Annotated in this window: 9 protein-coding genes and 1 other annotated feature; of the genes, 1 reads left to right on the top strand and 8 read right to left on the bottom strand. The window is 47.7% G+C overall.

The features are described from left to right. The first annotated feature begins 209 nt into the window (after positions 1-209). Positions 210-441: a binding site (T-box leader), on the top strand. A gap of 199 nt (positions 442-640) precedes the next feature. Beyond that, positions 641-2233 carry a phosphoglycerate dehydrogenase gene (gene serA, locus M3636_RS04320; protein ID WP_128102574.1) on the top strand — a complete coding sequence of 531 codons (1593 nt, stop codon included), beginning with the start codon at positions 641-643 and terminating at the stop codon, positions 2231-2233. A 103-nt stretch (positions 2234-2336) separates the two neighbouring features. Here serA and M3636_RS04315 read toward each other — a convergent pair whose 3' ends face one another. The 8 genes from M3636_RS04315 to M3636_RS04280 all read right to left on the bottom strand — a co-directional run bounded on the left by M3636_RS04315 (position 2337) and on the right by M3636_RS04280 (position 16156). Beyond that, on the bottom strand, positions 2337-8171 hold the full coding sequence (locus M3636_RS04315) for a BclA C-terminal domain-containing protein (RefSeq protein WP_251381355.1): 5835 nt from the start codon (positions 8169-8171) through the stop codon (positions 2337-2339). A gap of 195 nt (positions 8172-8366) precedes the next feature. Continuing rightward, positions 8367-9848: an ATP-binding protein gene (locus tag M3636_RS04310; protein ID WP_353056263.1), complete on the bottom strand. Its 1482-nt coding sequence runs from the start codon at positions 9846-9848 to the stop codon at positions 8367-8369. Then, positions 9817-10533 carry a response regulator transcription factor gene (locus M3636_RS04305; RefSeq protein WP_017687664.1) on the bottom strand — a complete coding sequence of 239 codons (717 nt, stop codon included), beginning with the start codon at positions 10531-10533 and terminating at the stop codon, positions 9817-9819. The genes M3636_RS04310 and M3636_RS04305 overlap by 32 nt, the downstream gene beginning before the upstream one ends. Before the next feature lie 144 nt (positions 10534-10677). After that, the gene (ccsA, locus tag M3636_RS04300) at positions 10678-11940 is read right to left on the bottom strand and encodes a cytochrome c biogenesis protein CcsA (RefSeq protein WP_128102575.1); all 1263 of its coding nucleotides are present in this window, start codon (positions 11938-11940) and stop codon (positions 10678-10680) included. Further along, the gene (resB, locus tag M3636_RS04295) at positions 11937-13610 is read right to left on the bottom strand and encodes a cytochrome c biogenesis protein ResB (protein WP_145408347.1); all 1674 of its coding nucleotides are present in this window, start codon (positions 13608-13610) and stop codon (positions 11937-11939) included. The genes ccsA and resB overlap by 4 nt, the downstream gene beginning before the upstream one ends. Positions 13611-13624: 14 nt before the next feature. Next, on the bottom strand, positions 13625-14152 hold the full coding sequence (locus M3636_RS04290) for a redoxin domain-containing protein (RefSeq protein WP_128102577.1): 528 nt from the start codon (positions 14150-14152) through the stop codon (positions 13625-13627). Between the two features lie 203 nt (positions 14153-14355). Further along, positions 14356-15105, bottom strand: coding sequence for a pseudouridine synthase (locus M3636_RS04285; RefSeq protein ID WP_128102578.1), 750 nt, complete (start codon positions 15103-15105; stop codon positions 14356-14358). A gap of 232 nt (positions 15106-15337) precedes the next feature. After that, positions 15338-16156 (bottom strand): S1 family peptidase, encoded by an 819-nt coding sequence (locus tag M3636_RS04280; protein ID WP_251381354.1) that lies wholly within the window; start codon positions 16154-16156, stop codon positions 15338-15340. Positions 16157-16161 lie beyond the last annotated feature (5 nt).

Below are 16161 nucleotides of genomic sequence, written 5' to 3'. Positions count from 1 at the left end.
CTGATATAAGCACAAAAACGAATTTTGAAAACTTATTTCTTAAAACAGTTAGTAAACACACTGAATTTCTGCTGTAAATCGCCATATTTATAAAAGATAGTTCGGATTCTCCTGATTAAGCAAACTGTTTCGATACTTTCAAAGTAAAACATTTTAGCCTATTGACACGGTCATGTTAGCCATGATACATTATGAAAAAATTAGTCACGTTAAACACGATGATGGAAAAAAGATGTTGCTTCGTCTTTCAGAGAGCCGATGGTTGGTGAGAATCGGTGGCTGGCAAATGATCTTGAGCGTTCCTGAGTTATTGCATTGAAAAGTAGAGTAGGTGCAATCGGTTTAGAGCCGTTATCCTCTTCGGTCTTCATTGACCGCTAAGACTGTCGTTGCGAAACGGCGGTGAATTAGGGTGGTACCACGACAACTCTCGTCCCTTATTGCGCAAGCAGTATGTGGATTGAGAGTTTTTTGATTATTTTGGGAATATTGACGTGGAAATCACCCTATTGTTACATCCTCTCCCTTTGTTGCGACACCGCGTTGTTGGAGGGAAGGATTCAAATGGTTTTAAGGAATTCCTCTACGATGAGGAGCAGCCTTGACGATAAAGATACACATACCTAAGGAGGAAGAAACCATGTACAAAGTGTTAGTGTCGGATCCGATTAGTGATCTGGGGATTCAGCAATTGGTGGAAGCAAATGATGTAGTTGTTGAAAAGAAAACCGGTCTTAGTGAAGATGAGCTTGTTGCCATTATTGGGGAATATGATGCCCTACTCGTTCGAAGCCAGACACGTGTTACCGATCGTATTATGACTGCTGGTACCAACCTTAAAGTAATTGGCCGTGCGGGCGTGGGTGTAGATAACATTGATCTGGAAGCTGCTACACAACGCGGTATTATTGTAATTAATGCACCTGACGGTAATACAATTACGACATGTGAGCATACCTTTGCAATGATGATGGCGCTCGCACGTCATATTCCTCAAGCTTATGCCAAAACAATTCAAGGTACATGGGATCGCAAAACTTTCTTAGGTGTGGAATTACGGAATAAAACTTTGGGTGTCCTTGGTATGGGCCGGATCGGTAGTGAGGTAGCCAAGCGTGCAAAAGCATTCGGTATGGATATTCTTGCTTATGATCCATTCCTTACACAAGAGCGTGCAGAGAAGCTGCAAGTTAAGCTAGCAAGCGTTGATGATATCATTCGCAATGCAGACTTTATGACCGTACACACGCCGTTAACACCTGAGACTCGTCATATGATTTCGCGCCCTCAATTTGAAGTCATGAAAAAAGGTATGCGCATTGTAAACTGTGCCCGCGGTGGGGTTGTTGATGAGATGGCACTCGTGGAAGCTATTGATGAAGGTATCGTTGCCGGTGCAGCCTTTGACGTGTTCGAAAGCGAACCACCAGCAGCAGATCATCCTTTCCTCAATCATCCTAGCATCATCGTTACACCACATTTAGGTGCATCCACAGTAGAGGCACAAGAAAATGTTGCGATTGATGTATCGGAACAAGTGCTTCACATTTTGCGTAATGAGCCGTTCAAAAATGCAGTGAACATGCCTGCGGTAGCTCCTACGGTTATGAACAAATTGCAGCCTTACTTTAAACTGGGCGAAACATTGGGTAGTTTTGCAGCTCAAATTACTCAAAATGCCGTTCAAGAAATCCGAATCGATTATGCGGGTGATCTGTCTGAGGTCGATACTTCACCATTAACTCGTTATATTGTCAAAGGCATCCTTGCTAGACATCTGGGCGGAGAAGCGAATATCGTTAACTCCATGCATTTGGCTAAAACAAGAGATCTGAACGTTGTAGTTAGCCAAACGTCTACGACAAAAGGATTCACCAACTTGATCACCGTTACTCTGGTGACAACACAAGAAGCTGAGGAACGCCGCGTTGCAGGTACGCTCCTTGCAGGTTACGGTGAGCGGATCGTGCGTCTGGATAAATTCCCAGTAGATATCGCTCCAGAAAGTCATCAAATCCTCATTTCCCACAACGATAAACCGGGAATTATCGGACGTGTGGGAACCTTGCTTGGTCAAAACGACGTTAATATCGCATCCATGCAAGTAGGACGTAAAATTATCGGTGGTGCAGCCATCATGATCCTTACTGTTGATAAAGAAGTTCCAAAAGATGTACTTGTTCAACTCACGGCTCTGCCAGAATTAAATACAGCGGTTGAGATTGTTCTGTAAGTTCGGGATTATAATCAATCGGATGGAAAAGGGACGAACCTTCGCAGGTTCGCCTCTTTTTTTCATTTTAAAATTGCCTGCAACTATTACACAGTTACAAAAATTAGCTTAAGCGAATAATATTCAGCGTAGCACCTGGTGGTGACAGAACCGCTGTTGCAGCAAGCCCGAATAGTTGAAGCTGAATTGTTGATCCGGCTGTAACTGTAACTATAAAGTCTGTTCCTAGCTGGCTCAGAGAGAGTAATGGGGAAATTATACTAGCTGGAATAGCAGTCCCGTTGAGTACTATACGTGTCTGAACAGCAAGGGCAGCCGTGAGATTAATTTTGTAACTGATATAATAGCGGCCTGCTGTGGCTAGTGTAAACGTCTCATTTCCACCGCTGACTGTTATCCCTGTTCCGATATTTTGATTAGAAGGAAGAGGTACTGCTGTCCCACCCAAGAGAACAAGAATCGTTCCATTGGTGTTCTCGGCATACGCTGATGTTTCAGTGACTGAAGTACCTGTCACACCTGTGATTCCTGTTGCGCCAGTCGCCCCAGTAGTTCCTACACCAGTGGCACCCGTTACACCTACACCTGTTGCTCCTGTCACACCCGTGGATCCTGTGGCTCCCGTTACACCTACACCGGTTGCTCCAGTCGCACCCGTGGATCCTGTGGCTCCCGTTATGCCTACACCGGTTGCTCCTGTCACACCTGCGGATCCTGTAGCCCCCGTTACACCTACACCGGTCGCTCCTGTCACACCCGTAAATCCTGTGGCTCCCGTTATGCCTACACCTGTTGCTCCTGTTATACCGGTTGCTCCGGTTATTCCCGTGACGCCTACGCCGGTCGCACCCGTTAATCCGGTTTCTCCTGTTGCACCTGTTACCCCGAAACCAGTTACTCCTGTCACGCCTGTTGAACCTGTTTCACCTGTTACACCTACGCCCGTTGCTCCAGTGACACCTGTCGCCCCTGTTGTTCCCGTTATGCCTACGCCGGTCACTCCGGTCACACCCGTTGCTCCTGTGACTCCCGTTACGCCTACACCTGTGGCTCCAGTCACACCAGTGGATCCTGTGACTCCCGTTACGCCTACACCAGTCGATCCAGTTACACCTGTTGCTCCTGTGGCTCCCGTTATGCCTTCGCCAGTGGCTCCAGTCACACCTGTCGCCCCTGTTGTTCCCGTTATGCCTACGCCGGTCACTCCGGTCACACCCGTTGCTCCTGTGACTCCCGTTATGCCTAAGCCGGTCACTCCGGTCACACCCGTTGCTCCTGTGACTCCCGTTATGCCTAAGCCGGTCACTCCGGTCACACCCGTTGCTCCTGTGACTCCCGTTATGCCTTCGCCAGTGGCTCCAGTCACACCAGTCGATCCTGTTGTTCCAGTTCCACCCGTTGCACCTACGGCTGCCAACAACGTGTAATCCGGCGATGTGCCTGGTGTACCCGTTGGCGCTGCCACGTTTGCAACGTACGTGCTGCCATTAAACGTAACAACCTGACCGGCTGGATATGTCGGTGCCACCGCTGGGTCAAATGCCACAATGCCCGTTAAGCCTGCACCTGTGGCTCCAGTGAAACCTGTCGCCCCTGTAGTTCCCGTTATGCCCACGCCTGTGGCTCCGGTTCCTCCTGTTGATCCTGTTACGCCTACGCCTGTCGCTCCCGTTAAACCTGTTGCGCCCGTCACTCCAATCCCAGTCGATCCTGTGGCTCCAGCTACGCCTGTTACCCCAGTTGCTCCGGAACTCGCTAACAACGTATAGTCTGGCGACGTGCCCGGCGTGCCCGTTGGCGATGCCACATTCGCAACATACGTGCTGCCATTAAACGTAACGACCTGACCCGCTGGATATGTTGGTGCCACCGCTGGGTCAAATGCCACAATGCCCGTCAACCCTGCGCCTGTCGCTCCTGTTAAACCAGTCGCACCCGTCACGCCTACTCCAGTTGCTCCTGTAATTCCAGCTACACCTGTTACCCCAGTAGCTCCTGCACTCGCCAACAACGTGTAATCTGGCGATGTGCCCGGTGTTCCCGTTGGTGAAGCTACGTTTGTAACATACGTACTACCGTTAAACGTAACGACCTGACCCGCTGGATATGTTGGTGCCACCGCTGGGTCAAATGCCACAATGCCCGTCAACCCTGCGCCTGTCGCTCCTGTTAAACCAGTCGCGCCCGTCACTCCAATTCCAGTCGATCCTGTGGCTCCAGCTACGCCTGTTACCCCAGTGGCTCCCGCACTCGACAACAACGTGTAATCTGGCGATGTGCCCGGTGTTCCCGTTGGTGAAGCCACGTTTGCAACGTACGTACTTCCGTTAAATGTAACGACCTGACCCGCTGGATATGTTGGTGCCACCGCTGGGTCAAATGCCACAATGCCCGTTAAGCCTGCACCTGTCGCGCCGGTTGCACCTGTTACGCTTACTCCCGTTGCTCCTGTCACTCCAGCTACACCTGTTACCCCAGTAGCCCCTGCACTTGCCAATAAGGTATAGTCCGGTGACGTGCCCGGTGTGCCCGTTGGCGCTGCCACATTCGCAACGTACGTACTCCCATTAAACGTAACAACCTGACCGGCTGGATACGTCGGTGCTACCGCTGGGTCGAATGCCACAATGCCCGTCAAGCCTGCACCAGTCGCTCCAGTGAAACCTGTCGCCCCTGTAGTTCCCGTTATGCCCACGCCTGTGGCTCCGGTTCCTCCTGTTGATCCTGTTACGCCTACGCCAGTCGCTCCCGTTAAACCTGTTGCGCCCGTCACTCCAATTCCAGTCGATCCTGTGGCTCCAGCTACGCCTGTTACCCCAGTGGCTCCCGCACTCGCTAACAACGTGTAGTCTGGCGACGTGCCCGGCGTGCCCGTTGGAGATGCCACATTCGCAACATACGTGCTGCCATTAAACGTCACGACCTGACCCGCTGGATATGTCGGTGCCACCGCTGGGTCAAATGTCACAATGTCCGTCAGACCTGCACCTGTCGCTCCTGTTAAACCAGTTGCGCCCGTTGTACCAACGCCAGTTGCTCCTGTCACTCCAGCTACGCCTGTTACACCAGTGGCTCCCGCACTCGCTAACAACGTGTAGTCTGGCGACGTGCCCGGTGTTCCCGTTGGCGATGCCACATTTGCAATGTACGTACTCCCATTAAACGTCACTACCTGACCTGCTGGATACGTCGGTGCTACCGCTGGGTCGAATGCCACAATGCCCGTCAGACCTGCACCTGTCGCTCCTGTTAAACCAGTTGCACCCGTTGTACCAACGCCAGTTGCTCCTGTGATTCCAGTTACCCCAGTAGCCCCTGCACTCGCCAACAACGTGTAATCTGGCGACGTGCCCGGTGTTCCGGTTGGAGATGCCACGTTTCCAACGTACGTGCTGCCATTAAACGTAACGACCTGACCCGCTGGATACGTCGGTGCTACCGCTGGGTCGAATGCCACAATGCCTGTCAAACCTGCACCGGTCGCTCCCGTTAGACCAGTTGCACCCGTCACCCCAACCCCAGTTGCGCCCGTGATTCCAGTTACCCCAGTAGCCCCTGCACTTGCTAACAACGTGTAATCTGGCGATGTGCCCGGCGTGCCCGTTGGCGACGCCACATTCGCCACGTACGTACTTCCGTTAAACGTAACGACCTGACCGGCTGGATACGTCGGTGCTACCGCTGGGTCGAATGCCACAATGCCCGTCAAGCCTGCACCTGTCGCTCCAGTGAAACCTGTCGCCCCTGTAGTTCCCGTTACGCCCACGCCTGTGGCTCCAGCTACGCCTGTTACCCCAGTGGCTCCCGCACTCGCTAACAACGTGTAATCTGGCGATGTGCCCGGTGTGCCCGTTGGTGAAGCCACGTTTGCAACGTACGTACTTCCGTTAAACGTAACGACCTGACCGGCTGGATACGTTGGTGCCACCGCTGGGTCGAATGCCACAATGCCCGTCAGACCTGCACCTGTCGCTCCTGTTAAACCAGTGGCACCCGTCACGGCTACTCCAGTTGCTCCTGTAATTCCAGCTACACCTGTTACCCCAGTAGCCCCTGCACTCGCCAACAACGTGTAATCTGGCGATGTGCCCGGTGTGCCCGTTGGTGAAGCCACGTTTGCAACGTACGTACTTCCGTTAAATGTAACCACTTGACCCGCTGGATACGTTGGTGCCACCGCTGGATCAAACGGCAAAATCCCACTTAGTCCTACGCCCGTTGCTCCCGTGCCACCTGTTGCCCCTGTCGTACCTGAACCTGTGGCGCCAGTCGACCCCGTTACCCCTGTTACACCTGCACTTGCTAACAACGTGTAATCTGGCGATGTGCCCGGTGTTCCCGTTGGTGAAGCCACGTTTGTAACATACGTACTACCGTTAAATGTAACCACTTGACCCGCTGGATACGTTGGTGCCACCGCCGGATCAAACGGCAAAATCCCACTTAGTCCTACGCCCGTTGCTCCCGTGCCACCTGTTGCCCCTGTCGCACCTGAACCTGTGGCGCCAGTCGACCCTGTAACACCCGTTACACCTGCACTCGCTAACAACGTGTAGTCCGGTGACGTGCCCGGTGTTCCCGTTGGCGATGCTACGTTTGTAACATACGTACTTCCGTTAAATGTAACCACTTGACTCGCTGGATACGTTGGTGCCACCGCTGGGTCAAACGGCAAAATCCCACTTAGTCCTACGCCTGTAGTTCCTGTCACACCCGTTGCACCAGTAGGACCTGAACCGGCTAATAACGTATAATCTGGCGATGTGTCTGGTGTTCCTGTAGGCGAAGCTACATTTGTAATATACGTACTACCGTTATATGTCACTATCTGACCAGCCGGATACGTCGGCGCCTGAGCTGGATCAAAGGCAAGTGCACCATCAAGCCCTATACCCGTTGCTCCAGTTGCACCTGTTGTTCCTGCACCTGCAAGCAAAGTGTAGTCTGAAGATGTCCCTGGTGTGCCCAATGGATCTGCTACACTTGATATATAGGTACTGCCATTAAACGTGACCACTTGACCTGCCGCATACGAAGGAGCAGATGCTGGATCAAAGGGAACCGAACCAGACAGCCCAACCCCCGTCGCACCTGTTGCGCCTGTTGTTCCAGCCAACAGCAACAAGGTATAGTCTGGCGAACTGCCTGGAACTCCACTCGGGCCATTTACTCCAACAACGTAAATACTCCCATTAAAACTAACGACTTGACCTTGGGCATACGATGGAGCGAGTGCCGGATCAAAAACGGTGATATTGTTAAAACCAGTCCCCGGAGCGCCTGCCGGTCCCGGTGGCCCTTGAATTCCTTGAACTCCCTGTGGTCCGATTGGACCAGCAGGTCCAGCTACTCCCGCAGGACCATTTATTCCTGGAGGCCCTGGAGGCCCCGCCGGTCCAGGTACGCCTGGAACACCCGGCACTCCCGGTACACCTGGTGCTCCCGGAGGTCCAGCTGGCCCTGTAATTCCTGATGAACCAAATGTTGTTGTTGCTCTGCTAAGTGACACGGATATGGAGCGAATTAATATTACCAGTTTATCTTTTTCTGCCGGAGCGATTTCCAACAGTAAAGTTACACTTAACAAGTCATCTAGCAGATTTTGTAGATTCCCTGCCAGATTGATCAAAGCAACCGGAACCACTTCCGAACCTGCAATACTTAACTCTAAAACCGCTTGAAGTTCCGCCTTTACTCCAGCACGGAATCCTGAGTCATTGACAAAGGCAAGCAAATTCTTCAATCCAGTTTGTAATGTACTTATATTGGATGCCGTAGGTTGACTAATAGCCGCTGGAATACTGATAGCAAGGGTTCGCAAGATCGCTTCAAACTGTTCCCTTTCACTTTCGGTTATTGGTATAAATGGAGAACCTGCTCTAAATGATCTGCCTTCCAAAAATGCTTTAATATTTACTCTTTTGCGTCGATCGGACATGCGTATTTCAATCCTCCTTCAAATGATCTTGTTTTTCAAGCATATGAGCTTGTGGAAGGAAAATTATCTTGGACACATGTTTTGCTCAATAAATTGACATCATTTGTTCCACGTTGAACAAGATTAAACGGTAGACTTCAACAAAAAAACACCCTCCACAGGAGGGTGTCTTCGCACTTTTTGTATAAAATAAATCTATTTCGGAGAATCAACAGGAAATTGCATCATAAATTCGGTTCCTTCGCCAAGAATGCTATTCACCTGTATCGTTCCATGATGAGCATCTACAATGTTTTTCACAATAGCAAGTCCCAGACCCGTGCCTACACTTTCCCCACGAACACGAGCTTTATCGGCTTTGTAAAACCGTTCAAAAATGAATGGTAAATCCGATGTTGGGATGCCTACTCCCTCGTCCTTGATCGAGATTTTAGCTGCAGGAATTCGACTATCTGTTACAAGCTTTGCCGTGATTATTACGTTTTTATTCGTAGGGGTATGTCGAAAGGCATTGTCTAATAGATTGGTGAAGACCTGCTCAAGTCGATCCTCATCTGCGTGATGCAGCTTGATGGATGATTGTGCACAGTCCAGGTGCAGCGTGATCCCTTGTTCTTTGGAACGTACCGAGAATTTGCGATAAACTCGTTCAAGTACTTCCACCAGATCCACTTCTCTCATCGCCATATCTGTATGACCTGCTTCCATTCTAGCCAGATCCAATAGGTCTTTAACCAATCTTCCCATACGAAGAGACTCGTCATGAATAACCTGAATCAATTCTTCGCTCTCTTCCGGAGATGCTGCCATACCATCCAAAAGCGCTTCACTGTAGCCCTGCATCATAGATAAAGGCGTACGTATTTCATGAGACACGTTCGCAACAAAGTCACGACGCATCTTCTCCAGGCGGACTTCCTCTGTCACGTCACGAAGGACAGCAACAGCTCCTCGTATCACACTATCCGCATATAGCGGCGTCATCTGAACAGACCAAACTCCTTGTTGAACGTGAACGTTGGAACTTTGATCTCCGCCTCGCTCCATAACGAGCTTGAACAGAGGAATGAGCGGTTCTGGTACATCCCGAGAAGCACTTCCTCGTTCAGATGTATCATCCGTATCCGCTTGTGACCAATCTAGGTCGCACCAAACCTGCATAATCTTCTCGCCTGGAGGATTGGTTAGAATTACTTTACCTTCACCATCAAACGTAACTACTGCATCTGTCATGCTTCGGAGCACACTAGCTAGATGCTCTTTTTCATGATTCAGATTCCGGATATTATCTTCCAACTGTGCAGCCATATGGTTGAAGGTGTTTGCCAATTCACCAATTTCATCACTTGTCACGAGTGATAGACGGGTATCATAATTTCCTTTTCGGATGGAGTTAGCTGCTTGGATTAATTGCTGCATTGGCTGAGTGATTTTAGTAAAGAGAAATAACGCAAAGAATGTCGTCAGACTGAAGCCAATAATACAGACATACGTAAATAATCTCTTGATATCCCTCGACTCAGATTCAGCAAAATTGGTATCAATGTAAGGCAGCAAAAAAAGCCCCAGCGCTATGAGTACACAGCCCACAAGGAAAATAATCGTAATCCATAACTTGCCAACGAGCGATCTCCAGAACGCAAAACTATTTCGGTACTTCCAGTTTATAGCCCACACCCCAAACTGTCGTAATCATCGCCGCCGATTCAGGCGAAACCTTGTTTAATTTTTCACGAAGACGCTTAACATGAGTATCTACAGTACGGAGATCACCGAAAAATTCATAATTCCAAACATCTTTGAGAAGCTCTTCTCTAGAAAAAACCTTATCTGGAGAAGTAGCCAAATAATGCAACAGCTCATATTCTTTTGGCGTAAGACTAATCTCTTCGCCGCCTGCTGTTACCCGATGAGCATCATGTTCAATAACCAAGTGTGGGAATACGATGTTGTTGCTTGAGTTACTCTCTTTGGATAAGTACGCTGTTGCAGATGAACGACGTAATATCGCCTTAACTCGGTATATCACTTCGCGTGGACTAAATGGCTTGACCACATAATCATCAGCTCCAACTTCAAAGCCCTGAACCCGATTAATTTCCTCACCTTTTGCTGTCAGCATCAATACAGGAGTGGATTTAACCTGACGTAGTCGCGTGCATACTTCAACGCCATCCATTCCTGGCAGCATGACATCCAGCAGGATCAGTCCATAATCTCCTGCTGTAGCCTTCCGAAGAGCGGTCTCTCCGTCCTCTGCCTCATCAATTTCGTAGCCTTCTTTTTCAAGATACATTTTCAAAAGTCTGCGGATTCGTTCTTCATCATCCACAACGAGAATTCGATTCTCATGCTCTGCCATTCCAACTCCAGCCCCTTTGCAATAACTGCTCGTCACTTCTATTATGTTCGATCTGGCGAACAATATTTGAATGCCCACTTTTACCGTGAGGGCTCACACCTGTGTTTCATGGGTTTCTCTCCAGAACGTTATGAAACAACCGCCTTAATCTGCCCCAGCATAAGAGTGCAGCCCTGCGATGATCAGATTGACACCAACCAATGTAAACATCACAACCAAGAAGCCTAACACTGCTAACCAAGCAGATTTCCGTCCCTGCCATCCTCGAGATAAACGTAAATGTAAGTATACACTATAATAAAGCCACGTTATTAATGCCCAGACTTCCTTCGGATCCCAGCCCCAGAAACGACTCCAAGCAATCTGAGCCCATATCATAGCAAATATCAACGCGCCCAACGTAAAAATCGGAAAACCAATGGCAATAGCTCGATAACTAATCTCATCCAGATCATCAGCATCAATACCATCTAGTGCGGGTTGCAGGACTTGTCCAAGTGGTCTTCTTACAATTAAACGAATAATGCCATAAAGGATCAAACCAACAATGACAGACCAAACTACGGTGTTCAGCTTACGTCCAGCATTTACCCCGTTCATCCAAGATGGTGTCTCAAGTAACGGTTCTTTCATGCCAAGAAACGGTTTTATGCTCTCTACCTCACTCTGATACGGTGCAAAAATAGGAGGCATGCGATAAATCACTTTCTCTATTGTACTATTTCCCTGTACCTCTGTGTCAATGCTAGCTGTTTCTTTGACGAACACCGCTTCATACCCAGACGCACGAAAAGCAAATACGGTACCGATAAATCCAATGACAACCACAATCGTGATCAGTGTGAATTCGACCCATCCACGCTGACGTCTAGAGGATTTATCCTTGCCACTAAAATCAACGGTACGTAGCAGATACATAAACCCTGCCGCAAAGCCCACTGCAAAGAAGGCTTCACCTAGTGCTGCCAAGGTGACATGAATTTTCAACCAAATGGATTGTAGCGCAGGAATAAGTGGTTGTACTTCCTGTGGAAATACGGCTGCATACGCCATAATAATAATGGTAAGTGGTAACGCGAAAAGTCCAATCAATGTCTTACGATAAATGGCATAGACCACGATGAAAGCCACCATAATCATCATCGATAAAAAGCTCATGAATTCATACATATTGCTTACAGGAATGTGTCCTGCACCTGCCCACCGGGTGAAGAAAAAGATAAGATGCGCTGCAAGGGCTATCGTTGAGGCAATAAAGGCTCTCTTGCCCCATTTTTCAACATGAGCCTGAGGATCACGATTACTCCACTTTTTGCCCATAACCGCCACACCATATAACATAAACGCTGCACTATAGAGAAAAAAAGATACAATAAATGCGTCGCTGCTGAAATCCAATAAACTCATGCTTGGTTCCCCCCGTTATCCAACGACTTCTCATCTACTTCCACATTCATCTGTTTTAGCACAGTTGCAACCTCGCGCCTAAAGCCAAACCAATTTTTGTTGGTATGACCTCCAAGCGTAAGATGACCATCATCAATACGAATCCATATACGGCGGTGATGCCAGTAGAAGCCCATAATCAGACCCAACATGACAATTCCAGCCCCTACCCAGACAAAAGGCATCGCCTTATCAATTCGGATATTGAGATAACTTACCGATTGAATGATGTCTACTTTATCCATGCTATCCACTTCTAGCTGAAAAGGGATTGGATCACCAGAGAGCTGTTTGTTGATCGCATCTTGTTGAAAACGCTCTTTGTCAATCTGCTTGGCAAAATATAAATACTGAATGCCCCCTTCAGGCAACTCTGGGCCGGTAATCAAGAATAAGAAGGCCGGCGCATTGGGTGAGGGCGACTTTGAAGTGGGTTTACCTTGCGCATCCAAAGCAAAGTCCATAAATTTATTTTTGACCTCTAACGTGTATGGACCAACTTGGAAGCTTGGCTGTGTATCCACCATATCAATCTGCAGTTCCCCAATTTTCTCACCTGTCTGAGCATTAACCAAGTCAGGAGTCACCGATCGAATGGTCGGGGTTAGATCGTAATCAAACTGATATGCCTTCAGCCCGTTATAGTTCAGTGGATGATTCACTCGCACATCATGTCTTGCAACCTCAGCCAACTGAGGTTTTTTGGTTAGATCCGAACAATCAGCAGTACATTCATACAGTACAACTTTGGTCTCAAAGAGCTTCGGAACCATCCGGTTCAAATTACGAAATTGTTCCGTTATCTCTTCCTCACTGTAGAACTCCACATTAAACTGTTCATTCTTCAAGTACATGGATGTATTCGGAATCTTTTTAATCTCGCCTTCAGGAAACGCCACATGTTCATCCAGATTCAGTCCCGGTAAACCCCGAGCAAGCACAGCTAGTAAAAATATGATAAGTCCAATGTGGATGACATACGGTCCCCACCGGCTGAATCGCTGTTTCTCAGCAAGTAATGCATCACCTTCGGTATGTACGCGGTACCCCTTCTTTTTGAGCGGCGTAACCGCTTTCTTAATCCAATCTGCAGAATCACCCTCAATTGTACCTTGGTAGACCAGACGTTGCCGGGTAAGAAACTGCATATGCTTTCGGATTTTCTGCTTATTCAGCGCTTTGTAAAGTGGGAGTACTCGGTCGAGGCTGCATATGACTAGTGAGGCACCGATCAACACAAGTAAAAGTATAAACCACCAGGATTCGTATGTATGGGATAAGCCCAGTAGATAATAGATATGACCTAATTGCCCATACGTCTCTTTGTAGTACACGGAAGGGTCAATATTTAGAAACGTACTTTCTTGAGGATAGATTGTCCCAAGTATAGATCCAAGTAGCGTAAGCACAATCATGTACACAGCAATTTTTACAGATGAGAAAAAGTTCCATATCTTATCAATGATATTAGGATTGCTGCGCTGTGAACGTCGAGCCATTCCATCGTAACGCATTTCAAGCACTTCATCCGATTTGGCTTCAGCTTCAAGCAGCGGCTTACCACAGGCTTCACACAGCACTGTGCCTACTGGATTTTGGTGTCCACACTCACATTTTGTGTTTTGAAACACGACTAGACCTCCGTTCAGGGCTGTTTAGCCAGTTGTGAAATTTGAGCGTCAAGTGTGCCTAAATCTAGTTGACCAATGTGAATGGTAGAAATTTTGCCCGTATTTGACACGAAGAATGTAGTCGGCATCGGAGATATTCCATAGTCTCGAACTGAATTTTTATCACGATCGAGCATTATCGGGAATGTCACACCAACCTGCTTTACAAAATGCTCTACGGTCATCTGATCTTCCCCTACATTGATACCTATAAATTGAACACCCTGATCTTTCCACTTATCAGCTTGTGCTTGAAGAGCAGGCATCTCCTTCACACAAGGCTCACACCAAGTGCCCCAGAAATTGATGACTAGTGCCTTACCCTTGTATTCCTCAGACGTATGCACTTGACCGTCCAAGCCCAGCAGTTCAAAAGAAGGTGCTTGATCTCCTTCTTTTGGCTTGCCATTTGAGCCAGATACGGATGTACTAATCGCATAACCGCCCAACACCAGGATCAAAAACAAAATGACGATCTGCACCGGTCTTCTTGATTTCCCCATGTACGGCTCTCCTTTTTAAGGTGACTATATAAATTGAACTAAAGAATTCTCACACATGTGCCACTCGTGTAAATGTTTAGTCCAATTTATATAGATTATTCGCAATCGTAACTGTTCCAGATATCTGTGAACATCCTATGAACAATTATAGCGAATTCCGTCACAAAATTGCGGCAGTTTTATGAAAATTATGTGTCCTTACATTACCTTTTTTTCATTTTTCTGGCTGGTTCCGATTTTGCAAGCTGAATAAGGTTATTGACTTCTTCTTTAGATAGATTGCGAGTCAGTCCTCGTTTCAGGTTTTGTAGCAAAATCCCACCAAATGCAATACGTTTCAAGCGAGTTACCGGATGGTTAATCGCTTCAAACATCCGTCTAACCTGACGATTGCGTCCTTCGTAAATGGTGATGGAAATAACAGCTTCATTGCTCGCGGTGTCTACATCCTTGTATTCAACCTCAGCTGGAGCAGTCATACCGTCGTCAAGCATAATCCCTGTCTTTAGTTTCTCTAGAGCTGATCCATGCGGGACGCCTTTGACTGTTGCCAAATACGTTTTGGGTACATGGTGCTTTGGATGCGTCAGCAAATGTGCAAACTCGCCGTCATTGGTAAGAATCAATAAACCTTCCGTATCATAGTCCAGTCTTCCTACTGGATACACACGTTCTTTGACACCTTTCAGATAATCGGAAACAATTTTCCGTCCCTCTGGGTCAGATGCACTTGTAATAACACCTTTTGGTTTGTTCATAAGCAAGTACACTTTTTTCTCACTGCGGATTGGCTTCCCGTTTACCGTAATGATATCCTCTTCAGGGTTCGCTTTCGTGCCGAGTTCGGTCACGACCTCCCCATTGACTTCTACCTTGCCAGACTGGATCAATTCCTCGCTTTTGCGACGGGATGCAATGCCAGCTTGAGCAATAATTTTTTGTAATCTTTCCATGTTTGTCATGTCACCTCACACTAATGATACCCATCAAGGAGGGAAATCACAAGGATAATCCAAGGAAAATGTAAACAGAGGCTTGATTTAGCTGTTTGGAGTACTAATCAAATCACTTTTAACTCAAAAAAACTCACCCTTCCTATCTCTGTTTCCAGAAAAAGAAGGATGAGCCGCGTGCAACTATAGGTATTAGTCCGATCTACTTTTAGAACTCATAAGTACAATTAAATTAATTGGATACTTTGCCTGCAACAACAACTGGCTTTCTCGCAGGTGTTGCACTCCCTTTAATAAAGTCTTGCAGAGTTTGTGATGTAATGAAGTACGTTCTTGATCCGTAGACAAAAGTCATCATGCCAATGACTTGATTGTTTTGATCCAATACAGGCCCACCAGAGTTACCTTGTGCCATAGATTTTACAATACTGCCAATACCTTTTCGACCTGGTACATCGGTAGCATCAGGGCTCGAAACCCGACTTTTAGCAATTGTATTGTATGTAGCAGGGAATTCTTCATCAAGGATAACTAAATCCCCGTCTGGGTTTTTGGGAAAACCGATCGTATAGACCAGTTGATTATCCCTCGCATTTGCAAATGTCACCGGCTGTGCATTTATTTCTTCGTCCAGCTTCAGCAGCGCCATATCCGTTACCGGATCTGTCTTCACAATTTTGGCTTTGATCGGACGCTTTAGCTCGCCTGGACTGGCAACGGTTAATGTTCCCTCATCCCCCTTCGCAAGCTCCGCGTATTCCTGAACGACATGATAATTCGTAAGCACTTCATCCTTGGATATCAGAATGGAAGTCCCCACATCATAATAAACCATATCTGGTTCATCCTGTTTGACTAAGCGAACGTTAACGACTGGAAAGGAATCTGCGGTAACCGCAAACTTGTCTCGTAACTGTTTATCGAAGTATCCAGTAAAATGTATCGTGTTAACTGCCTGAGCATCGGCCATACCCATTTGTCCAGTTAGCAAACCTACCGCCATCACGCCTGACAACGCGAACTGAAGTACCTTTTTCCATCTCTTATTCATGTGCT

The organism is Paenibacillus sp. MER 99-2 (assembly GCF_023714095.1).
In the GTDB taxonomy this organism is placed as follows: domain Bacteria; phylum Bacillota; class Bacilli; order Paenibacillales; family Paenibacillaceae; genus Paenibacillus.
Note: the sequence above shows the minus strand (reverse complement) of the source record. Positions and strands in the feature narration are given on the sequence as shown.

Excerpts from the sequence above, each read along its gene's own strand:
- serA (WP_128102574.1), top strand. The coding sequence starts at position 641 with ATGTACAAAGTGTTAGTGTCGGATCCGATTAGTGATCTGGGGATTCAG.
- M3636_RS04315 (WP_251381355.1), bottom strand. The coding sequence starts at position 8,171 with ATGTCCGATCGACGCAAAAGAGTAAATATTAAAGCATTTTTGGAAGGC.
- M3636_RS04305 (WP_017687664.1), bottom strand. The coding sequence starts at position 10,533 with ATGGCAGAGCATGAGAATCGAATTCTCGTTGTGGATGATGAAGAACGA.
- ccsA (WP_128102575.1), bottom strand. The coding sequence starts at position 11,940 with ATGAGTTTATTGGATTTCAGCAGCGACGCATTTATTGTATCTTTTTTT.
- M3636_RS04290 (WP_128102577.1), bottom strand. The coding sequence starts at position 14,152 with ATGGGGAAATCAAGAAGACCGGTGCAGATCGTCATTTTGTTTTTGATC.
- M3636_RS04285 (WP_128102578.1), bottom strand. The coding sequence starts at position 15,105 with ATGGAAAGATTACAAAAAATTATTGCTCAAGCTGGCATTGCATCCCGT.
- M3636_RS04280 (WP_251381354.1), bottom strand. The coding sequence starts at position 16,156 with ATGAATAAGAGATGGAAAAAGGTACTTCAGTTCGCGTTGTCAGGCGTG.